General features: G+C 50.9%; 17 protein-coding genes. 6 read left to right on the forward strand and 11 right to left on the reverse strand.

Annotated elements, in window-relative coordinates; all coding sequences use genetic code 11:
- Positions 1–53 precede the first annotated feature (53 nt).
- From MLD66_RS14570 to ftnA, 4 genes are all read left to right on the forward strand, one after another.
- On the forward strand, positions 54–668 hold the full coding sequence (locus MLD66_RS14570; RefSeq protein WP_281438465.1) for a FeoA family protein: 615 nt from the start codon (positions 54–56) through the stop codon (positions 666–668).
- Positions 665–2,956, forward strand: coding sequence for a Fe(2+) transporter permease subunit FeoB (feoB, locus tag MLD66_RS12330; protein ID WP_247218301.1), 2,292 nt, complete (start codon positions 665–667; stop codon positions 2,954–2,956). Before MLD66_RS14570 ends, feoB begins: the two co-directional genes overlap by 4 nt.
- 3 nt (positions 2,957–2,959) lie before the next feature.
- Positions 2,960–3,184, forward strand: coding sequence for a FeoC-like transcriptional regulator (locus tag MLD66_RS12335; protein WP_247218303.1), 225 nt, complete (start codon positions 2,960–2,962; stop codon positions 3,182–3,184).
- Positions 3,185–3,272: 88 nt separating this feature from the next.
- Complete coding sequence (gene ftnA, locus MLD66_RS12340; protein WP_247218304.1) at positions 3,273–3,794, forward strand: non-heme ferritin; 522 nt, start codon at positions 3,273–3,275, stop codon at positions 3,792–3,794.
- Between the two features lie 45 nt (positions 3,795–3,839).
- On the opposite strand, the gene MLD66_RS12345 is transcribed toward ftnA, so the two are convergent.
- Positions 3,840–4,565: a type 1 glutamine amidotransferase gene (locus tag MLD66_RS12345; protein ID WP_247218306.1), complete on the reverse strand. Its 726-nt coding sequence runs from the start codon at positions 4,563–4,565 to the stop codon at positions 3,840–3,842.
- A 640-nt stretch (positions 4,566–5,205) separates the two neighbouring features.
- Between MLD66_RS12345 and MLD66_RS12350 the strand changes: the two genes are divergently transcribed.
- Positions 5,206–5,661: a phosphate-starvation-inducible PsiE family protein gene (locus MLD66_RS12350; RefSeq protein ID WP_247219116.1), complete on the forward strand. Its 456-nt coding sequence runs from the start codon at positions 5,206–5,208 to the stop codon at positions 5,659–5,661.
- Positions 5,662–6,142: 481 nt separating this feature from the next.
- Here the strand turns inward: MLD66_RS12350 and MLD66_RS12355 are convergent, their stop codons facing one another.
- From MLD66_RS12355 to MLD66_RS12375, 5 genes are all read right to left on the reverse strand, one after another.
- On the reverse strand, positions 6,143–8,230 hold the full coding sequence (locus tag MLD66_RS12355) for a TIGR00300 family protein (protein ID WP_247218308.1): 2,088 nt from the start codon (positions 8,228–8,230) through the stop codon (positions 6,143–6,145).
- Between the two features lie 491 nt (positions 8,231–8,721).
- Complete coding sequence (locus tag MLD66_RS12360) at positions 8,722–9,090, reverse strand: hypothetical protein (protein WP_247218310.1); 369 nt, start codon at positions 9,088–9,090, stop codon at positions 8,722–8,724.
- Positions 9,091–9,326: 236 nt separating this feature from the next.
- Entirely contained in the window at positions 9,327–10,472 is a 1,146-nt protein-coding gene (locus MLD66_RS12365) for a glycosyltransferase family 4 protein (RefSeq protein ID WP_247218311.1), read from the reverse strand.
- Positions 10,473–10,500: 28 nt separating this feature from the next.
- On the reverse strand, positions 10,501–12,882 hold the full coding sequence (gene pheT, locus MLD66_RS12370) for a phenylalanine--tRNA ligase subunit beta (RefSeq protein ID WP_247218313.1): 2,382 nt from the start codon (positions 12,880–12,882) through the stop codon (positions 10,501–10,503).
- Between the two features lie 78 nt (positions 12,883–12,960).
- Positions 12,961–14,592 (reverse strand): alpha/beta hydrolase, encoded by a 1,632-nt coding sequence (locus tag MLD66_RS12375; protein ID WP_247218315.1) that lies wholly within the window; start codon positions 14,590–14,592, stop codon positions 12,961–12,963.
- A 26-nt stretch (positions 14,593–14,618) separates the two neighbouring features.
- Between MLD66_RS12375 and MLD66_RS12380 the strand changes: the two genes are divergently transcribed.
- Positions 14,619–16,064: an aminotransferase class I/II-fold pyridoxal phosphate-dependent enzyme gene (locus tag MLD66_RS12380; RefSeq protein WP_247218317.1), complete on the forward strand. Its 1,446-nt coding sequence runs from the start codon at positions 14,619–14,621 to the stop codon at positions 16,062–16,064.
- Here MLD66_RS12380 and MLD66_RS12385 read toward each other — a convergent pair.
- The 5 genes from MLD66_RS12385 to MLD66_RS12405 form a co-directional block, all read right to left on the reverse strand.
- Positions 16,051–16,254: a hypothetical protein gene (locus tag MLD66_RS12385; protein ID WP_247218319.1), complete on the reverse strand. Its 204-nt coding sequence runs from the start codon at positions 16,252–16,254 to the stop codon at positions 16,051–16,053. The two genes, MLD66_RS12380 and MLD66_RS12385, sit on opposite strands and share 14 nt — an antisense overlap.
- 240 nt (positions 16,255–16,494) lie before the next feature.
- Positions 16,495–20,946, reverse strand: coding sequence for an FkbM family methyltransferase (locus MLD66_RS12390; protein WP_247218321.1), 4,452 nt, complete (start codon positions 20,944–20,946; stop codon positions 16,495–16,497).
- 304 nt (positions 20,947–21,250) lie between these two features.
- A complete protein-coding gene (locus MLD66_RS12395) occupies positions 21,251–22,132 on the reverse strand; it encodes a GDP-mannose 4,6-dehydratase (protein WP_247218323.1) in 882 nt (293 codons plus the stop codon).
- Entirely contained in the window at positions 22,129–24,555 is a 2,427-nt protein-coding gene (locus MLD66_RS12400; protein WP_247218325.1) for a glycosyltransferase, read from the reverse strand. The genes MLD66_RS12395 and MLD66_RS12400 overlap by 4 nt, the downstream gene beginning before the upstream one ends.
- A complete protein-coding gene (locus tag MLD66_RS12405; RefSeq protein WP_281438466.1) occupies positions 24,552–25,838 on the reverse strand; it encodes a class I SAM-dependent methyltransferase in 1,287 nt (428 codons plus the stop codon). Before MLD66_RS12405 ends, MLD66_RS12400 begins: the two co-directional genes overlap by 4 nt.
- Positions 25,839–25,842: the final 4 nt, after the last annotated feature.

Consider the following 25,842-nt stretch of genomic DNA (forward strand, 5'->3'; position numbering starts at 1 on the left):
TACTTCCAGGTATGGAATTGGTGTAAACGCCATTGATAGGCAAGGAGGTTCCGATGCGCCATCGCTGGGGTCAGGGGCAGAATCCCAGGCAAAATCAGGGGTTTACCTATGTGAATGATGCCACCACAAGCGGCGAAGGGTCGGGGATTGTCAGTACGTATAATTCTCAAATGATGCCCCTATCCCAAGTCCAGCCCGGGGAACGGGTGCGGGTGGTGCGGGTGGATTGCGGCGAGGCGAATCCCCGGTTGGTGGGCATGGGCATTACCCAGGGGGCGGTGCTGACGGTGTTGAGCCATCTGGATTCCGGTTCGGTGGTGGTGGAATGTCACGGTCAGCGGTGGGGGTTGGGGGCGGGGATGGCGGAGCGGATTGGTGTCGAGCGCTGGGAGGCGGCAATGACCAAGATGACCCTGGGGGAGGCGGCGATTGGCAGTCGGGTGCGGGTGGTGGGCTATGCGCCGGGGGCGGGGGATTACAAGCGGAAATTGCTGGGGATGGGCTTAACGCCGGGGACGATCCTGCAGGTGAAACGCCATGCGCCCTTGGGAGACCCGACGGAAATTGAGGTGCGGGGGTTTGCCCTGAGTCTGCGGAAAGGGGAAGCGGCGGCGTTGCAGGTGGTGCCGGTGGAGGGAGAAGCAAATTTAGGGAGCGATGGGCAATGAGCAAGCGGACGATTGCCTTACTGGGAAATCCCAATTGTGGGAAGACGACATTATTTAATGCCTTGACGGGGGCACGCCAACGGGTAGGCAATTGGCCAGGGGTAACGGTGGAACGCAAGGAGGGCATCTACAGGGATCAGGGGCAAACGGTGACGGTGGTGGATTTGCCGGGGATTTATTCCCTGGATGTGGCAGCGGGGGGCACGGGGCTGGATGAACAGGTGGCACGGGATTACCTGCTCAGCGGTGAAGCCAACCTGGTGGTGAATATCCTGGATGCCAGCAATCTGGAGCGGAATCTTTACCTGACGACCCAGCTTTTGGAAATGGGGGTGCCGCTGGTAATTGCCCTGAACATGATGGATCAAGCGGAAGGGCGGGGGATACGGATTGACGTGGCTGGTTTGCAACAGCGGTTGGGCTGTCCGGTCGTGCCTTTGTGTGCCCATCGGGGGCGGGGGGTGGCAGAACTTAAGGCAGTCATCCGGCAGGCATTGACCCAGCCGCAGGGGGCGGGGGTGCGCCCTGTTTATCCCCCGGTGATCGAGCAAGCCTTTACCGAACTTTCCCATACAGCAGGTCTGGGTTCCCCTTGGGCGGTGCTGTACGGGTTGCAAGCGGTGGATGGGGCGAACGTTGCACCGGTGTTAGAAACCCATCGGCAGGAGATTTTTCAAACCTTGGGGGAAGACATTGACCTCTTGGTTGCCGATGTCCGTTACACCTGGATTCGGGAGGTGATGGGGGCGACGGTCACTTTCGCTGGGCAGGTTAGCCAAACGCTTTCGGATCGGATTGACCGCTGGGTATTGCACCGGTGGCTGGGGATTCCCATCTTCCTCGGGGTGATGTACCTCATGTTCTTCGTGGCGATGAATGTGGGGGGAGCCTTTGTGGATTTTTTTGATATGGGGGTGGGCACGATTGCGGTGAAGGGCACGGCGCATCTGTTGACCCAACTCCATGCACCCGGCTGGTTGATTGGGCTGTTGGCGGACGGGGTGGGGGGTGGCATTCAAACGACGGCGACCTTCATTCCCCAAATTGGCTTATTGTTTGTCTTTTTATCGGTGTTGGAGGATTCCGGGTATTTGGCGCGGGCGGCGTTTGTGATGGACCGGCTGATGCGGTGGATTGGCTTGCCGGGGAAGTCCTTTGTGCCGATGCTGGTGGGGTTTGGGTGTAATATCCCGGCAATTATGGCGACCCGTACCTTGGAAAATCAACGGGACCGGTTGATGACGATTCTGATGAACCCGTTTATGTCCTGCGGGGCGCGGCTGTCCGTGTATGCCCTGTTTGGGGCGGCGTTTTTTCCGAGGAATGCCCAAAATGTGGTGTTTCTGCTGTACCTGATTGGCATTGGGGCGGCGGTGTTTACGGGTTTGGTGATGAAAAGTACCCTGTTACACGGGATGGCGGCTCCCTTCATTATGGAATTGCCGCCGTACCATTTGCCGACGCTCAAGGGGGTAGCCATCCACGCCTGGGGACGGTTGCAAGCGTTTATTACCAAAGCGGGGCGGATGATTATTGTGATGGTGGTGATTTTGGGCTTGTTAAATTCGGTGGGAACCGATGGTTCCTTTGGGAAACAGGACAGTACCGATTCCCTGCTCAGTGCGGTTGGTCGGCAGATTACGCCAGTATTTGCACCGATGGGGGTGCGACCGGAGAATTGGCCCGCAACGGTGGGGATATTTACCGGGACGTTTGCCAAGGAGGTGATGGTGGGGACGATGAATTCCCTCTATGGGCAGTTGGCGCAGGCGGAAGCGGCAGACCAAGGGGAACCACCGGCGGCATTTGACCTGTGGGGCGGTCTCCAGGAGGCAGTTGCCAGCATTCCCCAAAATTTTGCCGCCCTAGGGGAGCAGTTGCTTGACCCGCTGGGGATGGGGGTAGTCAGCAGGAGTGGGGAGCAGGAGGCAGTGGCGGAGGAATTGGGGGTGCAGACGACTACCTTTGGTCAAATGGCTCTCCGTTTTGGCAGTACCACGGCGGCAATTGCGTTTCTGCTGTTTGTCCTGCTGTATTTCCCCTGTGTATCGGCGACAGCGGCGGTGTATCGAGAAACCAATCTGGGCTGGACGGTGTTTGTCGCCTGCTGGACCACCGGGCTGGCTTATTGGGTCGCTACCTTTTATTACCAGTTCATGACCTTGAAGGAACACCCCGCACGTTCCCTGTTGTGGGTATTGGGACTCATCCTGGTACAGTTGGGGGTTTTGTGGGGATTGCGTGCCGTCAGTCGCCCCCGTTTGCGTCGGGTACCCGCCGGGAGGTAATGGATGCTTTTGCAAGACCTGCAAGGTTATTTACAAACACACCGGCAAGTTGCGTTGACCAAGTTATGTCAACACGTGCACATGGATGCCGATGCCCTCCGTCCGGTCTTGGATGTATTAATTCGCAAAGGGCGGGTGCGATACTTACACCAGCCAAAGTGTGGGGGCTGTCACACTTGTCAAGCCAGCGATTTAGAACTGTACGAGTGGGTAGAAAAACCACCCTAAAGGAGGAAACTTCCTAGGAGTTATTCACGTTTTTTCAGAGCCAGTGGATTGCATACAAATCAAATGTACACATTAGGAGGAAATGACCATGCTTTCACCGCAAATGATTGACAAACTCAACGCCCAGATCAACCTAGAAATCGCCTCATCCCATCTTTATTTACAAATGAGTTCCTGGTGCGCCCACCAAGCCCTAGAGGGTTGTGCGACCTTTTTGGAACAACACGCCGACGAGGAACTGATGCACATGCGGCGGCTTTTGAGTTATTTACATGAAACCGGTGCGTTAGCCGTTTTGGGTGCAGTCGAAGCGCCTCCTACGAGTTTTCCCTCCTTGACCGCCATGTTTGAGCAGGTTTATGCCCATGAGAAACTCATTACTGCCAAAATTAACGACCTGGTGCATCTGGCGAATACGGAACCGGATTACGCCACCCTGCAATTTTTACAATGGTATGTGGCGGAACAACACCAGGAAGAATTTTTGTTCAAAAGTATCTTGGATAAAATTAATTTGATCGGGGTGACGGGTCAGGGTTTATTCTTTATTGACCGGGAATTAGCCGCCCTTGCCACCAGTAAACAACCTGCAAATTTGCCCCAAGGGTAGTGCCATAGGGGTTATGGTTACCATCCAAAATCTCTACCGTAATGCCTATCCCCACCGTTGGCAGACAATAGCGCAAAAATTAGCAAACAACTGCTCAGCAATCGGGGTCATGACCGGCAATTTGGCAGTAACGGCTTCAGCCAAGGTTTCACAGCCCGTCGCTCCCAACACCTGCTCCAGGGCAGAGCGATACGCCGGTAATGGGCTCCAGTCCCGCACCGTCTGCGCCTCCACCTCCGAATGAAACTGTATCCCAAACGCATAGGCACCTACCGCATAGGCTTGTACCCGGCAGGCATCCGAAGAAGCCAACAGCAACCCCTGTGCCGGTAAGGTTTTCACCTCCTGTCCATGCCAATGCAACGCCAGGAACCGTTCCGGCAATCCCCGCATCAAGGGATGTTCCACCGCCGGTTTGGTCACATACACCTGCCCCAAACCCACCTCCGGTACGGACATCGCACCCACGTCACCGCCGAGGGCATCCGCCAGCAGTTGCGCCCCCAAACACACACCCATGTAAGGAATTTGTACATCCTGCACCACCCGGCGAATCCATGCCTTTTCGGTTCGCAACCAGGGGTACTCCGTTTCATCTGCCACATTCATTGGTCCACCCATCACCCAAACCGCTTGATAATTTTGGGGATCGGGGAGGGTCTCCCCCCGTTCCAATTCCACCAAATCTACCGCAATTCCCGCCCGCTCACACCAACGGGCAAAAGCACCCAACCCCTCCACCAACACGTGTTTAATTACTAAAAATTTCATTGCTTACTCCGCTTGAGCTTTTGATGCCTATTATAGGGTTTTCATGAGGTTTTAATGAACGGGTACTTGTAAAAAATAGGTCTCAAAATAATTCCTGCGTTACTATAGTAATCCTAAATAAGAATGGAACAGGGGTCGCAGGGGCACCGCCCCCGTCTTGGTTCTCAATAATATGGGCATTTTAGCGAAATCATCTTCCAGTGGTGGCAATAAATAGAGGTACCCTTAATTACTAAGAAAAAAATGGGGTTTTCCGGTTGATGAGCTAAGGGCAAAAATCACTGCCTAGAGATGCGCCATAAGCAAATGTTATATTGCATCATCGGAATTTGTATAAAAACTTCGTTGTGATCCATCCCAATTGTGTTTAACCTATGAAACATAGCTTGTTCTAAACCAGTGCGCTTTAGCTTCCTGATGCTGTTTTTGGTCAAGGGCTGTTCGCTCATTCCCGCAAAGGTGCTTAACCTGCTCTAGCAGTAGTTCCGCACCGGGAATTGGTTTTCTGGTAATGTTTACATCTACGATTGTTGTTGCCAACTTTTTGAATCCTATGAACCCAACGAAATCACTCCCAAATCGCCTGAACGACCCAGCTTCTTCCCAACTGGCTTGGTATAACTGGCTCAACAGTGGCCACATGATTCGGTTATTGGAAACCATCCAAGATTTTATTGTGATTTGCCTGTGTGTTGGGCTGTTTAGTTTCATGCTTCTCAAACTCTGGGAAATGGTTCTATCCTTACTCCCCCCCCTACAGTTTCAATTGGTAACCTCTGATATTTTATTCCTGTTAATTTTGGTTGAGTTATTTCGCCTACTTATTATCTACTTACAAGAGCATCGAGTCTCCATTGGGGTAGCGGTAGAAGTATCCATTGTCTCAATTTTGAGAGAAATTATTGTGCGGGGGGTTTTAGAAATTCCTTGGGTTCAAGGGCTAGTAACTTGTGTATTTTTGCTCGTTTTAGGAGTGTTACTGGTCATTCGAGTGTGGATACCCCCAACCTTTGATGGCATTGACCCAGAGCAATTTATTTCTGAATGGCATCGCTCTCGCCTTAGTAAAAGATTAGATAAGAAAAGTACTCCTTGACCATCCCGTGATGGGTAGCGCAAATCCTCAGCATCTCTACTTTGTAGCGATAAGTTGGTCGGTTGATGCAAATCAACAAAGCTACCCGTCAGCTACTTCACGTCTGAACGTACAAATTGTCGGATTTTTTGTAATGTTTGATCAGAATTCCAAAATTTTTGACCTTCTTCTTTTTCATAACCCTTACGCAAGACATACAGTCTATTTACAAATTAAGGGATACAAAAAACCTTGATTATTCTAAAAGCCCAACGTGATCAACCTGCGGCAAGCGGAATTCTAGCCGTATCCCATGACTACCTAAAAGACTGTAACATTTATAAGCGAGTATCTTCGTAACTAAAGAGTATGAGATTACTGATACAGTTGTCATGTAAATTCCTGCGCGTATTGCGTGATGCCACCAAGCACCTGAAACAATCTCTACAACCAATCGCTCGTTGTCATGGTAAATCACTTTCATTGCTAGAGATGTAAAGACTTAATATCCCGTGGTCAGACTGTAGGGTTGCCCCAACTGATGCAATTGCCGCACCAACAAACTCAAAAATAATCCCACATCTGTTACCACGCCAACGGACTCTAGGGAACCCCGGTCTGCCAATTTGGTCACCACCGCCGGGTTAATATCCACACAAATCAATTTCACCCCCGCTGGCGTCATATTCCCCACCCCAATCGAATGCAACATCGTAGAAAGCATCAAAATCATTTCCGCCCCTTTGATTAATTGGCTATATTCAGCTTGGGCTTGGATCAAATCCATGCGAGTTTCCGGCAAAGGACCATCATCCCGAATCGAACCCGCCAAGGAAAAGGGCACCCCCTGGCGAATACATTCATAAAAAATCCCCGACGTAATTACCCCCGCTTTCACCGCCGCCTCAATGCTCCCATAACGGCGAATCAAATTAATCGTTTTCAAATGGTGCCGATGACCGCCCTTCACCGCCCGTCCCCTCGACAAATCCACCCCCAGGGAAGTGCCATAGAGACTTTGCTCCAGGTCATGCACGGCAATCGCATTTCCCCCCAACAACGCCTGCACATACCCTTCCCGGATCAGCGTCGCCAAATGGGGTCCCCCCCCCGTATGAATCGTCACCGGTCCCGCCACCACCACGGTCTTCCCACCCCGCTCCCGGATACGGCGCAGTTCCCAGGCAATCTCCTCCACCACCAATTCCACCCGCCGCTCGCTCGATACCCCCGATTCCATGAAGCCAAATTCCTGACCCCGTTCCTGACTTTGTTTGTGCAACGTATGAATGCCATCCACCCCACACACCACCCGGTCGCCCACCTGCAAATCCCGAATCAACCGGCACGTGGCACTGTCTTCCGTGACCACGATCACCCCGTCCATGCGCTGGTTTTGCACCCGCCGCCATTGGTTTTGGTGGTAAATTTCCGTCGGATAAATCGTTGTCACATAAAAATCCTCCGGCGCCACCCCCGCTTGCGTCACCACTTCCAACCGTACCGGCGTTTCCGGCGCATCCGGTAACCGGGCACCCAGGTCAATCAAATTATTCAAAATGCTGTCCAACAGGGCTTCCGTCGGTGCCGAGACCCACAGATGAATCACCGAAGGGTCGGGACGATGGGCACCCAAATTAAACTGCTCAATCTGAAAACTGCCCCCCCCATCCGCAATCCGATCCAACGCTTCCGTGAGCAAATTGCTGTCCACCAAATGCCCCTGGAGGGACACCAACCGCTTGGCAACCCCAGCCACCGAGGGCGTTCCCGCCACCGGCTCATCCAGGCGCAGGGTCAAACATTTCGCCGCTCCCCCCGCTTTGAGGAACTCACTCAAATCCGTAGTGATTACCCTAAAATCCAACGTTTGCAAACGCTGTTGCAGTTCCGCACTCATGGAATTGGCGATGACCACCCGGTCAATTTCCACCGCATTGCAGGCAAAATGAATCGCATCCGCTTCCCCAACAGGAATCCGTTTTTCCGGGGGAATTCTTAACTCAATTAAATGATTGGAATAGGTATCAAACGCCGGGGGATAATAAAGCAAATAGCCATCACTCAAGGGACAAAAACAGGTATCCAAATGGTAAAAACGCTTATCAATTAAATGTAGGGATAGCACTTCTAAAGATAACCACTTCGCCAAATAGGGATGGGCTTCCAACATGGAGCGAAACCCATAGCCCGCCCACAGCCACCCATGCCCCCGGTCCAAAAGGGCATCCCCCGCCCCTTCAAACGCAGTTCCCTGGGGCAATTCCAGCACCTGATACCCCTGGGCGGTGAACCAATCCCGAAAATAGGGCTGTTCCCCCTGCCGTTCCGGGTGATAAAATTGGCTCAATACCACTGTCTGATTCACAATCAAACCCGCATTGGCAGTAAACACCATATCCGGCCAACCCACAGCGGGGGTGAGGCATTCGACTTGGACATATTGGCTAAGAATTTCGTATAGTTTTTGCCACTGATCCTGCGCCCGTTGTTGCGAAGAACGCTGGACATTCCCTTCCATCCAAGGGTTAATCACATAGTTCACCTGGTAATGATCCGGTGGGCACATCAGATAGCGCAGACGATTCATAGATAACAGGGTTAAGTACATTTTTTATTCTACCCCCAGAGTCGCCCCAAATTCAGGAATAGGGGGTAAAAATTTTGATGCAATTCCTTGGTCAATCATCTATAGCAATCCTACTTGATTAACAAATAGCAATTCTCCAGAACCAAGTACGGGGGCGGTGCCCCTGCGACCCCTATTGTATTCTCATTTAGGACTGCTATATTCCTAGTCATGATTAGTTCTCCTAAACTTTTGAGCATGAATCGTTGGGATAAATGGTATAAAAGAATACATTTACTCAGGATGGCAAGGGATTAAATGTTGGACTGGATGATCTTCTCAACTACAATTTCAACCCCACTCTCGAACAACTAAGCAATCTCAATTTATGGGCACCTCTATTTATTGGCACCCATTGAAGGTTATCTGGCTAAAATGCCCATGCTATCGAAAACCATACACCGCTAATTTTCAATTTTAATTTTCATTTCAATTTAATTTATACAGGTGCCCTATATTTGTTCTGCCGAACCGCATTGGCTCGATATTTCTTTCATTAGTCCCTTCACCTCAATTACGAAATTTTCCAGCCGTTTTATGCTATGCACCGAAATCCAGCGTTTGTTCAGGGGATTTTTCGTGAGATTGTCCGTTTGATTCAGTAGTTCCGCATAGTTTTGTTGAATTGAGCGATAATCACTGGATTGACAAAAGGATAAACTTGAACTTGGATCACGTTTAACGCTCGATAACAAAGCTTTCAGACCCCCAGCCTTAACGATTAACAATTTTGCTTTATTTTGTTGGTTTGTCGCATCAATCATCCATATCGTCCCCAGGGAGACTAAACCAATTGCCGTGATTAAGATAAATTTTTTCATACGGATACCTGCTGTTAATTTACTCTATAGCAATCCTATATAGCAATCCTACTTGATTGACATTAGCTTGCGTGCCGTAGGCATACAAAAATTCCGCAGAACCAAGGACGGGGGCAGTGCCCCTGCGACCGCTATTCTAATCTCAAATCATATTGCTATATCATCTCGCCTGTACTTCAGCATACCAGTGTTCCAATCAGTAAATGTTCTATGACCATTGATTCTCTGAGTATCAATCAGATGTGATGGCTAGGTTGCTCCCCCACTTGTTGTAAAATTTCTGCACATTCACGAAGCATATTTTCTGTATTAAAATCACCAAGTAATTTCTGGGCATTTTGGGTGTATTGTTGCCCCAGTTCTGGGTGTTGTAAAAGCTCTTGCATGACTGACCGCAATATATCTGGAGCATGGGGAGGAATTAACCGCCCGGTAATTTTATCCTGAACTAATTCCGGTGTCCCCCCCACCCTGGTGGCAATCACAGGGATACCCATGATCATAGCTTCCAGCACAATATGGGGCAGTCCCTCGTAAGTAGAATTAAGGATAAAAATGTTACAGCTTTTCATCAAAGCCAGTAATTCGGCTTGACTTTTTTTACCGGTGAAATAAACTCGGTTTTGTAATTGTAAATCCCGCACCTGTTGTTCCAGTTTTTGCCGTTCGGAACCCTCCCCAACAATCAACAACCCCACGTCCGTTAAAGGGGCAATCGCTGTAATGATTTCATCAATGTGTTTCCAGGGCACCAATCGCCCCGCCGTCATCACTCGATATTTGGTGGTTAAGGGATTCGCTATTGCTGGAATAACAGCAGGTAACTTAATCGCATTGTATATCACCGCAATTTGATCAGGATGTACCCCCCATCCCTGGACAATTTTAGCAAGATAATGACTGGGCACAATCACTCGTTTTGCTTGGCGAATGGCTTGATTTCTACACCACCGAAAAAAGTTAATGCGTATATCTGAGCTTGGGGTCTGGAAATTATCTAAATTCATTTGCGTCCAGCCCCGCCGCACCGCCCGTTCCCAGGTGGTATCCCCGACAATTTTAGCCACCCAAGGTTTTTGTAACTTATGACACACCTGCGCCACTTCCCACAGCAAACCATTTCCATAAACCACATCTGCTGACGCTAGGTAAGGTTCCAATTTTTGTTGATAATAAAAACTCCGCCCTAGCCAGTTGATGCGCCGGTTCAGCCGCACCACGGGAAAGGGATATTCCTGGTCATAGCCCGTTAAATGCTCCGGTTCACTGCTGGTGATGACCGTGACCTGATGCCCCAAATCCTGCAAACCCTGCGCCACCACCGGCACATAGGTCGCTGGTCCCCCCACATCCGGCGGAAAAATGCCGGTAACCATCACCATTCGCACTCAAATTGCCTAAATTAACTACTTAACTACGCAAAGTCACCGCATAGGCATCCACCAACGCCTGCCGCACCTGGGTTTGTACCGGCTCGACTTCCTGATCCGTCAGCGTCCGGTCGTCTGCCCGGTAAATCAGCCGAAATGCCAAACTGCGCTGACCCGCCGGTACCCCCTCGCCCCGGTATTCGTCAAACAAAAATACCTGCCGCAGTAAAGGTGCCCCCGCCCGTCGCATCACTTCCATCAGGTCGGCTACCGGCACCGTCACCTCGGCAAAAAATGCCAAATCCCGGTCAGAAGCAGGATAGGTGCTGTAGGGCTGGAAGCGAGCCAGGGGCTGTTTACTCACCACCGCAGTCACATAATCCATGTCCAGCAAAAGTACATACACCGGCTCAGGAATATCCTGGGTTTGACACAGGTGCGGATGCAGTTGCCCAAACAGCCCCAAGCTATGGTCATCCAAATGTAATCGTGCCGTGCGACCGGGATGAAAGCGTGGGTCTTGGGTATCCCTTGTCCAAGTGGGGCTGAGATTCAACCCCTGCAACAGTCCCTCCACCAAACCCTTGGCTTCGTACCAGGTCACCGGCTCCTTGCGTAACCAATGCTCCGGCGTGCCGCCCCAAATCGCTCCCAGTTGGGTAAATTCCCGCTCCTGTTCACCATTTTTCACAAACACCCGCCCCAATTCAAATCCCCACAACGCCCCATTCTTTTGCTGAATGTTATAGGTAAATGCCTGGAGCAAACCCTCTAATAAATCCGTCCGCAATGCCCCGTATTCCGCCAACAGGGGGTTGTGCAGATGAATATCCCCCGTTTTCACCAGGGAATAGTGCATCAATTCATTCAAGCCATAGCCCCGGCACAATTCCCGCACCCGCTGATGTACCTGTTCCGGGGGGGGATAGCCGCCTACCTGCCCCGTACCAGGCAATGTATTGACAAAGTGATCGTAACCCACCCAGCGGGCGACCTCCTCAATCAGGTCAATTTCCCGCTCAATATCCCGCAGGCGATAGGGGGGAACCGTCACCCGCCAGCCTTCCCCGGTCGGCTCTAGGGTAAACCCCAGGGCGGTCAACGCCTGAGTGATGCTCGCATCCGTTAACGCTCCGGTCGTGGTCTGACCCAGCAGGGCTTGCACCCGTTGGCGGCGGAGTGTCAGCACCCGGGGGGTTGTATCCCGCTGTTCCCATTGCCCGACCCCCACCAGCTTGGCTCCCGCCCATTCCGTGAGCAGTTGCACCGCCCGCCCCCAAGCCAACGGCACATCCGCCGGGTTCACCCCCCGTTCATACCGTGCCGAAGCCTCCGTGCGTAACCCCACCGACCGGGCGGAACGACGTACCACTGCCGGGTCAAAAATCGCCGCCTCCAGCAAAATTGCCTGGGTTTGTGCCGTCACCTCCGTCTCTGCCCCCCCCATCACCCCCGCCAAGGCAACGGGTTGGTCATTGGCAGTAATCACCAGGGTTTGCGGGGTCACGTCCCGGGTCTGGTCATCCAACGTCCGCAGGGATTCCCCCGGTTTTGCCAAGCGCACCCCCAGGGTCAAGGCACCATTTGGGGCGAATTTCCGTAACTGATCCGCATCAAAGGCGTGGAGGGGCTGTCCCCATTCCAGCAGGACATAGTTGGTAATGTCCACCACGTTATTGACGGAACGAATGCCCGCCCGCTCCAGGCGTTGTTGCAACCAGGTGGGTGACGGGGCGATCTGAACCCCAGCAAATTCCGTGCCCCAATACACCGGACACGCCGTGCCATCGGCAATATCAATCTTGAAACTCGCAGGGGGCATGGGCACTGGGGGCACCTCCGGCAATTGCACCGCCACCCCAAACAAAGCCGCCACTTCCCGCGCCATCCCCACCATACTCAGGGCATCGGCTCGATTGGCAGTGGAAGCTACGTCCAAAATCACATCGTCCAGACCCAACAAGGGGCGCACATCCTGCCCTAATGTCAATCCCGGCTCCGTAAAGATGTGAATCCCAGGGGAATTTTTCGCCAAACCCAACTCACTCAAGGAACAAATCATGCCGTGGGAATCCACCCCCCGTTTCTGGGCAGGGACAATTTTTAGGTCAATACACGGTAAATACGTTCCCACCAGCGCCACCGGCACCAGGGCATCGGCACGCACATTCGCCGCCCCGCAGACAATGGTGAGGGGTTCCCCCTGTCCCACGTCCACCCGACAGACGCTCAATTTATCCGCTTGGGGATGCGCCTCCCGCCGGAGAACCCGTCCCACCACCACCCCATCCGCCCAGGTGCGCCGGTCTTCGATGTCCTCGACTTCAAACCCCGCCACCGTCAGCCGTTCCGCCAATTCCGCCACCGTCAGGTCACTCGGCAGTGCCACCAATTCCCGCAACCAATTTAGGGAAATACGCATGACGGGTTCACCAATCGCCATTGCTCATTATAGGAGCCACCCCGCCATCTCGCACGCATCCATCGGGGTTCGCTGACCTCACTCCCCCAAAGCCCGCTTGATGGGAGCCAACGGCGGATTATCCAACACCTGCAAGGGCAGGGCAGCCCGACTCAACTGACGGGCATAGGCGGCGGTCAAAAATGGGGCAAAGTCCGCTTGCTTAGCCACATACACCTGACTAAACGCCAACGCCAACACCTTCAGATACATCTGCGCCACCTCTGGAGCCGAACCAACCACATCCACCGGCAGGGGTATGCCCCCCTCACTCGCCCCCAGAATGGAAAAATGGCTGGCTCCTTCCATGATTGCTAAATACCGCTGAGAACTCCCGAGCCAGGTAAACGGCATAATTTGTTCATACAAAGACGGGGCGGCAACGTCCTGAGTGGCGGTCACGAAAAACGTCGGGATTTTCACCTGCGCCAAACCACTCGCCCCAAACAGGGCACTGCCCACCGGGTTGACCGCCATCACCGCCACCACCCGCTCATCCCGAAACTGCACCGGGGGATTGGGCAAACGTCTGCCGGGACATTGTAATAGTAATGACAAGTTAAGGCTCACCCCTTGCAGGGCATCGGTGCAGACTTGGGTCAAATTCGCCATATTTAACCGAGCACCTGCCACCGCCAACCCCGTGTACCCCCCGTAGGAATGCCCAAGCACGGCAACCTGTTTCAGATTCAACGCCTGGGCAAAGGGGGATTGGGTAGCTAAGGTATTCAAGGCAAACGTCACATCCAGGGGACGATTCACCAATTCTTCCGGGACGATGTACTCCGGCTCTGTCCCCGCCAAAACCCGTTGCAATTTTTGGGCATCACTGCCGGGATGTTCGGGCAAAATCACCCCAAACCCATAGGAAGCCAAATGCTGTGCCAAGTACGCAAAACTCTGGCGGCTTTCCCCCAACCCGTGGGAAATCAGAACCGTCGGGGCATTCTGGCGGTTGGGTAAATAAACGGTTACGGGGAGGGGGCGTTGGCGGTTGGGGTCATTGAGGGTGAGTTCCTGCACCTGCCATGGGAAATTCCCTGGCTGGGTGAGGTTGGGTAAATTGGCGGGCAGTCGCTGGCGTGCCTGTTGTAGAAATTCCTGATTTAATACCGTGAAAACCCCATTTACCTGGGCGATGTAGCGATTCACCTGGTTCATAATTGCCAAGCCCCGCACCAAATTCAGGCGCATGGTGGCACCAGGAAATTCCCGTAGCACCTGCAAAAACGTCACCCCACCCGGTTGTTTCGCCGCTTGCACCAGGGCGGTTTTCACGGCGGTTGCCCCATTCTCCCCCCGTTCGGTCTGCACCACCTGACCCAGTTGAGACAGGAGCACCTGCCCAGTGGATGTACCAAACACCCGGGCAACCGTATCAACAGTGACGGGAATGGGTTGTTTGAGGGTGACGGTCAGCCGTTCCAAATCCTGGGGGGGCACTTGGGCGACAAAGGGCTGAAATTTGCTGGGCACCTGCCCGGTTTTGATGTAGGTTTCTAGTTCCGCCACCGCCACCGGAAATTCCAACCCCCCAAAACTGAGGATAATGGTATCTGCCGCCTGTACCTTCACGCCAATCAGGGAAAACAGCACCGCCCCCGCTACCGACCAACCCCACCGTCGCACGATTCCCATAAAATTTGGGGCAATCCCCCACCGGAAACTCACCCTAGCAGGATAGCCTTTTTTGCCCTATGGTTCCCCGGCTTCCCCCTTTGATTGCCCAACTGCGACAGCTTGCCCAGGGCTACCGGGGTTTTCATACGCCGGGACATCAGCGGGGGCGGGGGGCACCAGCTATCTTGCGGGAATGGTGGGGCGAGGCGGTATTCACAGCGGATTTGGCGGAACTTCCCGGTTTGGATAATTTGGGGCAACCGACAGGGGTTTTGCGGGAGGCTCAGGCACGGGTGGCGGAGATTTTTGGGGCGGAACACACCTGGTTTTTGGTGAATGGGGCAACGGCGGGGGTTTTAGCCAGTTTGCTGGCGGTGCATCGGGAAAATGGGTGTGTGATTTTGCCCCGACAGGTGCATCAATCGGTGATTCATGGGTTGATTTTAACCGGAGCGAAACCAATCTTTATCCTGCCGGAATGGGATGCACAACAGCAGGTATGGGGGGGGATTGATCCTGGGAAATTAACAGCAATTTTAGCGTCAAAAAATCATAGTTCAATCAATGCCTTGGTGTTAAATTCTCCCACTTATAAAGGGGTGTGTGGTGCGGTTGCCGAATGTATTGAAATTGCCCATGAATATAATGTTCCGGTAATCGTAGATGAGGCGCACGGTGCCCATTTTCCCTTTCATCCCCAGTTGCCGGATTCTGCTTTAACTTTAGGGGCAGACCTGGTGATTCATTCCACCCATAAGGTGCTAACTTCTTTAACCCAATCGGCACTCTTACATCAGCAGGGGAATCGCATTAATCCCCAACAGATTAGCCAATGTCTGCGCCTGGTGCAATCCAGTAGTCCCAGCTATTTACTTTTGGCTTCTTTAGTCGCAATGGCAGAACAAATGGCAGACCAGGGGGAAGCTTTATTTGATCAATTATTAGCCCAGATTGCCAAATTTATACCAGCAATTAACCATATTCCCGGTTGTCATACCTTAAAAATTAACCCTAATCAAATTGGTTTTACTGCCCAAGACCCCACCCGTTTAGTGATTCAAACTCAGGCATTAGGCGTGACAGGGTTTATGTTAGATGAACTATTACATGAACAGTATAAAATTACAGCAGAATTTCCCGATTATGCCGATTTAACTTTTATTTTATCCCCCAGCCATACCGAGGCAGATTTGCAGATTTTTGTGCAAGCCTTGCAGGAAATTAGCACGAACCGACCAGCACAACCATTAACTGCGCTTCCCCCATTGCCAGCGGTGACTGAAGCAGTGATGTCCCCTAGAGAGGCATTTTTTGCGCCCCAAAAGATGCTTCCTTGGCGTGAGGCGGTGGGTCAGATCAGCGCAACTACGGTCAGTCCTTATCCGCCGGGGATTCCCGTACTCCTACCGGGGGAATGGATTACGCCCGAGGTGGTGGATTATCTCCAGGAACTTGACCGATTGGGGGGGCAGGTTGTGGGGGTTGAGATTGACCAAACAATTGCGGTGGTTAGTAACTGGTAAACATCCGAATCAAATACCCCAAAGCCATACCGATAATCATGGCAACCAACTGACCCGAACTCACAAAATTGTTCCAGGCATTGCTAAAATCCGCCAAAATATCTGGAGTAGCTTGTTGGGCAAAAATGACGCAGATACCCAATGCCAAAACCCCAGGGTAAAAAATGTTTTTGGGGGTCATTCGCTTCATCGCCACACCTCACATAATTGATTCCCGACCATTCATAGAATAAACGTAAGCCTTGGGTTTCGTAAATTAGGGGCATGACTTAGATTGGTTTTTAGTTAATCATACCTTTTGGGATTCCTGGGACGGTCATGGCAGAGGCGGGGCAACAATTTCTCCATTGGGTGCTGACCCGAATCATCCCCGGTTGACCCGGTGTTTGCTTGGTTCCAGGCGTTGGGTTAGGGGGGACTGTTTCACCTGCTATTTTGGGGGCTTGCGGCGGAACAGGCGGATAAACTCAATCGCCAGACCAAGGGTTCTGGTATCCCCCGGTGCTTGGAAGCCAGGGCACTCAAATCTGAGGGTGAATTCATCCGTGCCCTGAAAGCGTGGCAATTTGACATGGGCTTCGTAATCCTGCCCAAACACCCGGTCGGCGAGAATTTCCACCTCATTGACCAACATACGGAAGCAATGCCCATCCGCAGGGGTAATCGCCCGCAGTTTCAGGTGGAGCCAACGGGGGAAATCGCCTGGCTTAAAGAGAACCGTAAGGTAAGCCTGGGTCTCAGTCCACCGCAATGGGCGGTTGTCAATGATTTCGATGGGAGCAAACCCTGCCGAGCGCAACCACACATCATCCCGCTGGGCTAGATCAAATCCCGACTGCCACCGGAGTCTCTGGGGTTGGCGGAGAAGGCGGATAAACTCAATCGCCAGACCGAGGGTTTTGTCATCCCCTGGCATCTGAAAGCCAAGGCACTCCAATCTGAGGGTGAATTCATCCGTCCCCTTAAAGCGTGGCAATTTGACATGGGCTTCGTAATCCCGCCCAAACACCCGGTCGGCGAGAATTTCCACCTCATTGACCAACATACGGAAGTTTTGTCCACCCGCAGGGGTAATCGCCCGCAGTTTCAGGTGGAGCCACCGGGGGAAATCCCCTGGCTCAAAGAGAACCATCAGGTATGCCTGGGGCTGAGTCCATCGTAAGGGGCGGTCGTCAATGATTTCGATAGGATCAAACCCCGCCGAGCGCAACCACACATCATCCCGCTGGGCTAGATCAAATCCCGACTGCCACCGGAGTCTCTGGGGTTGGCGGAGAAGGCGGATAAACTCAATCGCCAGACCGAGGGTTTTGTCATCCCCTGGCATCTGAAAGCCAAGGCACTCCAATCTGAGAGTGAATTCATCCGTCCCCTCAAAGCGTGGCAATTTGACATGGGCTTCGTAATCCCGCCCAAACACCCGGTCGGCGAGAATTTCCACCTCATTGACCAACATACGGAAGTTTTGTCCACTCGCAGGGGTAATCGCCCGCAGTTTCAGGTGGAGCCACCGGGGGAAATCCCCTGGGGCAAAGAGAACCATCAGATACGCCTGGGGCTGAGTCCACCGTAAGGGGCGGTCGTCAATGATTTCCACAGGATCAAACCCTGCCGAGCGCAACCACACATCATCCCGCTGGGCTAGATCAAATCCCGACTGCCATTGGAGTCTCTGGGGTTGACGGACAAGGCGAATAAACTCAATCGCCAGACCGAGGGTTCTTTTATCCTCCGGGGCTTGGAAGCCAAGGCACTCCAATCTGAGGGTGAATTCATCCGTCCCTTCAAAGCGTGGCAATTTGACATGGGCTTCGTAATCCTGCCCAAACACCCGGTCGGCGAGAATTTCCACCTCATTGACCCACATACGGAAATTTTGTCCACCCGCAGGGGTAATCGCCCGCAGTTTCAGATGGAGCCACCGGGGGAAATATTGTGGCTCAAAGAGAACCGTAAAATAAGCCTGGGGCTGAGTCCACCGTAAAGGGCGGCTGTCCTTAATTTCCAAGGGTTCAAACCCTGCCGAGCGCAACCACGCATCATCCCGCTGGGCCAAATCAAATCCCGATTGCCACCGGAGTTTTTGCCGCTGACGGAGAAACGCATTCGGGAAGGGCTGCCGGTGCAGGACAGGTTTCGCCCTGAGGGCAGAGAGTAAGGAAAACCAAGTCCGCAGTCCACTCTCCATCTGAGCCATACGAATTTCCTCCACCCGCTGGGAAAGGGCGTTCAGTTGGGCGGGAGCATCCAGCAGGTCAACGATGAGGCGAGCGGCACCCTCAGGGTCACTCAGGGCAAACAGGGGAATGCCATCCGTGCGGATCAGCCCACTCAGAGCTTCGATATTAGCGACCAGCGGGGTACCATGAGCCAGTGCCTCAAGGACTTTGATTTTCGAGCCAAAATTATTCTCAATCGGCGCAATGAAGAGACCACAGGTGGTGAACTGACGTTGCACCTCTGCCTGCGAGGACTGACCCAGAAAATCCACGTTGGGTCGTTGCCAGTCCGACGGTACCTCCTCGCCACTGGCACCAATGATGGTGATGCGAACATCTGTAGCGATTTGCTCCAAGGCGGGCGCAAGCGCAGTACAGAGCCAACGGACGGCAGTAAAATTGGGGTAATGGTTAATGTTACCCACAAAAAAGAGATTACGGTTGCCCTGATACCGCCAACGCTCCGGTCGGGCCCCCAAAACCGGTTTAATCACCGTGGTACGCTCCGCCAGCGGGGCCTGCTTGGGAATGTCATGCTCGCTCAAAACCACCCAGCGGTCAGCATTCGCCAGGACTTCCCGTTCAAAGCATCCGAGGCGCCACTCGGCCAACCAGGAGTCAGCGGCATTCTGGGGTAAACGACCAAGCTGTCGCTGATGGCGGAAGAATTCCTGTTCACGGTTGAGATTAATCACCACCACGGGCACCTGAGCGTGGAACGCCGATGGCACGAATAATGCCGTATAAAGGTAATCCAGGACGATGACATCAGGTCGAAAACGTCTGACAGCATCGCAGAACAGCCAATCAATTTTGAATTGTTGAAAGGCCATTAATTCAAACGGAAAAGCCCACTGGGGGTTGCCACCAAGACCCAGCCAGGCGGTGGGGGTGAAACCGTGCGCAACTCCCCAGCCCCTAATCGCCCTGGTCAAGGGTATTTGCTCAAATTCTGCCCCCACGGAGGCCACGAAATCGGCAGAACTCCCATCGGGAGCCATGACATACAGGCGCACACCAGGTAAAGCGCCCAGTCTCCGCACGTGTTCCTGGCAGACCATTGTCCCGCCGCTGGAGGAGTCCAGGGGAACAATCGTACAGAACAAAATCCGCAGTTCCCCATCCAGGTGGAGTTTTGTGGCATCCAAAGCCGCCGTGAGGGTCGTGACTTGCTGACGTCTTTGCTCAAGCTCAGTGGTACAAACATCGGCATAGCGTTTGGTGGCATCCAAAGCGGCAGTAAGAGCAGTGACCTGCCCCCGTAAGGAAACCACCTCCGGGTCGTAAATCCGGTAGTTATCCAGGACATTAACCGGTGCGGCAAAGGCTTTGATCAGATAGGCACTTTCCTCCCGCACCCAAAAATCATTGACCCCATCGAAATAGGCAAAAAGATAACGGTTCGCCGCCAAAATATCTTGCCAGACCGCCGTTACTCGCTGGTTCGTATAGGGTAGGGAACTTTCAATGACCAGGACTTCGGGGCGATGCCGTACCCAATCCGCCGCCCGGATGATGGCATCTTCGGCTCCCTCCGCATCAATCTTGAGAAACTGGATATGCCGACCAGGCGCATAGGTATCCAGCAAAGCAGGGAGTGTGGTCAGGCGCACCTTCACTTCTTGGATTTCCCCCGCCCGTTCGCTCACCACCTCTGGTACTGTGCCGAGTAGGGTGGAAGTACCCGTGTTGCCGGAGTGGACGTAGAATGTGGCTTCCCCCTCCCGATCCGCCACCGCCATCTCGACGTTAATATCCCGGGCACGCTCTTCCCGGAGCGCCAAAATACCCTCACCCGGCTCGACATTGATGCCCGACCACCCCTGGTCATAAAACCACCGGGTCACGGAGGCATGGGTGGGATGATGGGCACCAATATCCACATAAAACCCATCGGTCACGTAGGGAAAACAACGCCGGAGCAACACATCCTCCAAGTTTGGCGTGTAACTCGTCATCGGTTGCCGCAGACCGGAGAACGTATCACCCACCTCCTGTCCAGGGGCGAGGTAAATATTGTTGGGCGTAACCCGATGCCAACGCCGGTATCCATAGGCATGGAGGAACTGATCAAGCGCTGTGGTGCCAAACAGGTCTTCCACAACCAGAACCCGGGGTTGATAGCGATTCAAATCCAAACCCCGCAGACATTCCAGTTCCCATCCCTCCGTATCCAGGGTGAGTACATCAATGGTATGTAGATCAAGGATATTAGCGAACAGCGTATCCAGACGCCGCATCCGCACAGAAATTTCACGGGTGGTAAAGTGCCCGGTTAACCTTTCAAAGAGGTGCCGATAATCATCCCGGATGCCAAGGGAGGAGAATGATTCATAGGTAATCGCCCCCCCCAGATAATCAATATCAGTCGCTTGCACAAGGGTAAACGGCACCGCATCCGCATCCGCTTCGCCGCAGGCAAACTCCAGAATTTCATGCCCCCTAGCCCGGTGCTGAGCCGCAAATATGGGATTAGGCTCGATGCTGATCACCCGCCAACCCGCCCGCCGAAACAAATGCCCCAAAGACAAAAAATCCGGCGACGCCGCCCCAACTTCGACCATCACCCCCCGAAAATCCGGTGGAAAGCAGGCATGAAGCACCAACTCATCCACCTTCCCCTCCGTGATCAAGGCGGCTGGCAGAGGTATATTGCTATTCATATCCATAGTTTATTGATCTAACTTCGATAAACAGGAATAGTAATACTGCACTGTAGATTACACAAGGGTTTGGAAGTCCGCAATAAAACTTTATGAATGTGGGTAAGAACAACATCGCCTAGACATTCCTGATACGGATTTTAAGCATGGGCACTTCTAAAAATGGGTCGCAGGGGCGTAGCCCCCGTCTGTGGTTCTCAATAATATTGGCATTCCAGCGAGATAACCTTCTGGTAATCCAAATAAATAGAGGTACCCGCATGGTAAAAGATACCACCAATAGAACGCCAACTTAGCAACAACTTTACTCCGATGTCATCATCATGTTCACCAGCGCAGGCAGATCAACAGAGGGCGACCAATGCAGAGAATTGATTGTGGCCGGATCACAAAACAAGCAGGCATATTCTGCCTTAAACCCCTCTTGAAAAACCACATATTTTTGCCAATCCAAGCCGACAAACTCAAAACATAATTCCAACCAGTCTTGTATGCTGTAGGGAATACCAGAACCAATCACAGCCTCATAAACATCATCTTGGGAGACTAAAGTTAATATCCCTTCCACCACATCTCCAGCAAATGTCCATTCCTTGCGTACAGAAATATCCCCCATTTCCAAAATATCCCGTCGCCCAGCCACAATATCTCGCACAGCCCTGACAATTTTCTGGCTCACATGATGGGGTTTCCGGCGGGGACTTTCGTGATGAAATAGATAACCAACATAGACCTGTAGCCCCAAAGAACGAAAATAGCGAGCGGCATATACGGATTGAATACGGCTCAAGGCATAGGCACTCGTGGCGAGAAAAGGGTCTTTTTCAGAAATTGCACAACCCCTATTAACAAACTGTAATCCACTGCCGGTAATAAATACCTTCGTTCTTGGCGAGTACTTTAAGGCTGCTTCCAGTAAATTCATGGTTCCCGTGCAGATCGTATGATGATTTTCCAATAAAGCCGAGTGCTGGGTCGTCGAATGAGCGGCTAAGTGAAAAACCAAATCAGGCACGTGGGATTCCATAAGCGCTTTTACCTGCTCATAGGAAGCAATATCTACGCTAATTTGATCCTCACCACTTCCCGAGCGGGAGATGCCAATGACGTCAATTCCTCTACGGCGGCACGATTCCGATAGATAATAGCCATCTTGACCATTAACACCAAAAATCAGAGCCTTCATACATTGATTTTTTCAAAAACCGCCATGCCAAAGGTGTATTTCATGTCAGGATGAGGGGCATAGTAACCATACTGAATAACTGGTTCACCAAGTTCCCAATCCATTGCGTTGACCAGCCTCAGTCCATAGCGATTACAAACCTCAATCAGTTCACAAACCTTTTGCTTATCTAGGGGTTGCCACGCCAAATTATAGAGCCGTATCGGCGGAATAATTTTAGGTTCCCAATAGTCGAAAGTAACAAACAGCCGACCTCCAACGTGAAGCAAGCGACTCACTTCGACAGCAAAACGCTCAAAATCTACCTCATGTTCCAGGACAGAAAGACAAGAGATATTAGCAAAATGTTCAGACGGCAAGCCCGTGTTCATTAAATCTCCCTTGAGATACTGAACCCGAGGAATAGGGACATCCGGATCGCTAAGGTCAATCCCGTACAAATCTCCTTTGATATTCTTAAGTGCTAAATTCTTGAGGATATAGGAATCTGAACTCCCCATATCTAAGAAATTACCATCTCCAACCTCTGAAATAATATGAGCAATATCCCAATCTTTACACGTGAGATTATGGGATACAAACCCATTGCGATGCAAAAATTCCGTACACTCAAGAACTTCACTTCGAAATTTTAGAAATTTACATAAATTTGGCGCAGGAAATTTAATCTCTAAGGAGCATCGTTCTTTAGCATCAGGAATAAATAGGGATTCCTGTTGACTTACATCCGCCTTAAGCAATAGCCAGTCAGCGTCCAGACTCTTTTCAATTTTGTAACCAATATTATGTAAAAACTGACTTAATAACTCAGAGGGTTTATCCTGCAAAATGATAACCGGTTTATGGGTCAAAATTGTTCTCATGGCACCTTCAAGAACCTTTAACCCGCCACCATCTGCACTAACCTTCAATAGACTTACTGGATGAGTAATCCCCATATCATCAAGAGTTATCGCATATATCTCTTCACCAATCTGAGATACATTCTTATCCACCACCCGACGAAAATAAGGTCTGACATTATGAAGATTATTAGCGACTAAAGTCTTCTGCAAAGCATGAAATAAATATTCATCAGACTCAAACGCCAAAACCTGACCCTGACTACCCGTAATTCCTGCCAAGAGTACCGTAGTTTGCCCAAAACGAGTGCCGACCTCAATCACCGTAGAGCCTGGGTGGACATACGTGCGGGCGACCTCAATGACCGCAGGCGACTCCAATTTACCCAAACGAATTTTAGAAGTGACAGCTCGCAACGTTCCATCAAACGGTAAATAATATTTGCCATACGCAGTGGTATATAGCACCAAAGGACGGTCTGCAAATCGCTCCAACGGTAGTGTCGCTTTAATATCAACTAGTTCAGTCCCACTACCATCAACTCTTGGGAATGCAACGAGATTGCGGTCTCTATCAGGGACTTCTATGTTATCCAACACTTGGTAATAGCGGGAAATCGCTAAGTACTCGGGATAATCTTCAATTTTTCCCGAAAAAATAGTTTTTTGCCGATGATGAATACGGAAGATCGCTAAATTATATGGGATATGACAACAGACCATTTTCGCCCTTGCCATCCGTAGCCACAGGTCGTAGTCCATACCAAAATTTAAGTTTTCATTGAGCATCCCGCCAGCAGTTTCCCATGCACAGCGGCTCCAAAATACCTCTGGCCCCATAAAAAATTTCCCACTCAGCCAGTCACCACCAAAATCTAACATTGACTGGTAAGGAAGTGGTAGCAACTCTAGCACCGGAAGACTACAATGGTGAGTACTCAAAATCGATCCATTGCGGTCTTGTATTAATTGACAGCCTCCCACAACCAGATCACACCGATAGGTATCAAAAGCGATTGCAACCTGTTTTAGAGTATCAGGTAAATGCTGGTCATCACTATTTAACCACGTCAAAATGTCACCAGTTGCCTGCTTAAAACCCTTGTTCAAAGCATTAGTCTGTCCCTCATCCGGTTCACTAATACAGATACTTATTTCAGACTTATAACGCTCAAGAATCTGTTTCGTATTATCCGTGGAATCCCCATCTACAACAATATACTCCAAGTTGGGATATCCTTGTAAAATGACTGAGCGAATAGTTTCTTCTATATATTCACCATAATTGTAGGAAGGCGTAACAATGGAAATTTTTGGCCAAGGCCGACCGGAAGGTAAACAATCAGGAAATTCTTTAGGTGTGTAATTCCATGGCCAGAGATACTCTTGAGTATTTACATTATTTGAATTGTTTGAATTAGTTTCAATCGGCAAAACAACCTGTGCATTTTCAGAACCCGTGCCAGGATCAACACTATCTAAATTACCAAAAGCCAACTCCATAGCCCTTTTGAGCCGCTTCAAAAAGTTGGAGTGTCTCCAAAAGAGCATAGATTTAAATAATTGCTTCAGTTTATTCATGATATTTTCAAGGGTTGACTTGAATCATAATTGACAATGTGAATTTCCGGTAGGGGGAAAATCATTGCTGTCCCTTTACGGAGCATTTCTTCCTCTCTTTTAAGAAATTCTTCCTTGAAGTGCCAGGGCAAAACCAAATAGTAATCTGGTTTCATCGCACGGGATTCGGCTTCGCTAATAATTGGAATATCAGTTCCTAAGGTGTAGGCTCCAAACTTATCGGGATTGCGGTCAGCCGCATAGTCGATCAAACGATTGTCAATACCACACCATTGTAGAATAGTATTACCTTTTGTAGAAGCTCCATAAATGTGAATTGTTTTATGGTCTTTCTTCATCATCTTCAAAAGTGATATAAGACGCTCCCGATGAACATTGATACGGTCTTGGAAATTCTTGTAGGGTTTATCCATATCTAACTCTAAATCAAACTCTTCTTGCCGCAGTTGCTTAATCCGCTGTTGCGCCTGATCATTTCTAAATAAAAAATTATTGGCATGAGTGGCATAACAACGTATGCTACCACCGTTAATATCATTTAGCTTGATATCAAAGATTTTTAATCCCGTTTTTTTCAGTAGATACTCAATAACTGCTAAACTGTAATATTCCAGATGTTCATGACAAATCGTATCATAGGAATTCATCTCCAGCATTTTCGGCATATAGGAAACTTCAAATATCCAAACGCCTCTCTCAGAGAGTAGTCTTTTAATTTCATGACAGAATTTTACTGGGTCTTCGAGGTCATAAAACATGGCAATAGAAGTAATGACATCAAATTTCTTACCATTGACTTTTTTGGTTAATTCTTCCGAGGGAAATGTATCCTGAACAACCTCAATATCGTCCCCAACTTCTTGGGCAACATCGGAAGGGTCTATACCAATTTTGACATAGTTTTTAGGATAATTCTTAAGAAGGGTTCCATCATTACAACCAATGTCTAAAACCCAAGCATCATACTTCTGAACTAAAGCTTGGGCTTCTTCAGCAATAACCCGCAGATGGTCTCGCATGGTCTGATTTGTTCCAGAACGATACCAGTATGATGAATATAAAATTTCAGGAGGGACGCTATGCTCCATCTGCAGAAGACCACACGCATTCTCATCCTTTGTAGGGTCACAGCGAACTAATGATAAAGGGATTCTACGCAGTGGAGGTTCTTCTTTCCCCGGCTTAACAAATGAACCTTGGAGATACTGTTCACCCAAGTAGATCACTGGAGTCAAGTGAGATGAGCCACATATTCTACAGGTACGGCGGTGAACTAGGTGCATAATC

The organism is Synechococcus sp. C9 (assembly GCF_022984075.1).
GTDB lineage: Bacteria > Cyanobacteriota > Cyanobacteriia > Gloeomargaritales > Gloeomargaritaceae > Gloeomargarita.

Excerpts from the sequence above, each read along its gene's own strand:
- MLD66_RS14570 (WP_281438465.1), top strand. The coding sequence starts at position 54 with ATGCGCCATCGCTGGGGTCAGGGGCAGAATCCCAGGCAAAATCAGGGG.
- feoB (WP_247218301.1), top strand. The coding sequence starts at position 665 with ATGAGCAAGCGGACGATTGCCTTACTGGGAAATCCCAATTGTGGGAAG.
- MLD66_RS12335 (WP_247218303.1), top strand. The coding sequence starts at position 2,960 with ATGCTTTTGCAAGACCTGCAAGGTTATTTACAAACACACCGGCAAGTT.
- ftnA (WP_247218304.1), top strand. The coding sequence starts at position 3,273 with ATGCTTTCACCGCAAATGATTGACAAACTCAACGCCCAGATCAACCTA.
- MLD66_RS12345 (WP_247218306.1), bottom strand. The coding sequence starts at position 4,565 with ATGAAATTTTTAGTAATTAAACACGTGTTGGTGGAGGGGTTGGGTGCT.
- MLD66_RS12350 (WP_247219116.1), top strand. The coding sequence starts at position 5,206 with ATGATTCGGTTATTGGAAACCATCCAAGATTTTATTGTGATTTGCCTG.
- MLD66_RS12355 (WP_247218308.1), bottom strand. The coding sequence starts at position 8,230 with ATGAATCGTCTGCGCTATCTGATGTGCCCACCGGATCATTACCAGGTG.
- MLD66_RS12360 (WP_247218310.1), bottom strand. The coding sequence starts at position 9,090 with ATGAAAAAATTTATCTTAATCACGGCAATTGGTTTAGTCTCCCTGGGG.
- MLD66_RS12365 (WP_247218311.1), bottom strand. The coding sequence starts at position 10,472 with ATGGTGATGGTTACCGGCATTTTTCCGCCGGATGTGGGGGGACCAGCG.
- pheT (WP_247218313.1), bottom strand. The coding sequence starts at position 12,882 with ATGCGTATTTCCCTAAATTGGTTGCGGGAATTGGTGGCACTGCCGAGT.
- MLD66_RS12380 (WP_247218317.1), top strand. The coding sequence starts at position 14,619 with ATGGTTCCCCGGCTTCCCCCTTTGATTGCCCAACTGCGACAGCTTGCC.
- MLD66_RS12385 (WP_247218319.1), bottom strand. The coding sequence starts at position 16,254 with ATGAAGCGAATGACCCCCAAAAACATTTTTTACCCTGGGGTTTTGGCA.
- MLD66_RS12390 (WP_247218321.1), bottom strand. The coding sequence starts at position 20,946 with ATGAATAGCAATATACCTCTGCCAGCCGCCTTGATCACGGAGGGGAAG.
- MLD66_RS12395 (WP_247218323.1), bottom strand. The coding sequence starts at position 22,132 with ATGAAGGCTCTGATTTTTGGTGTTAATGGTCAAGATGGCTATTATCTA.
- MLD66_RS12400 (WP_247218325.1), bottom strand. The coding sequence starts at position 24,555 with ATGAATAAACTGAAGCAATTATTTAAATCTATGCTCTTTTGGAGACAC.
- MLD66_RS12405 (WP_281438466.1), bottom strand. The coding sequence starts at position 25,838 with ATGCACCTAGTTCACCGCCGTACCTGTAGAATATGTGGCTCATCTCAC.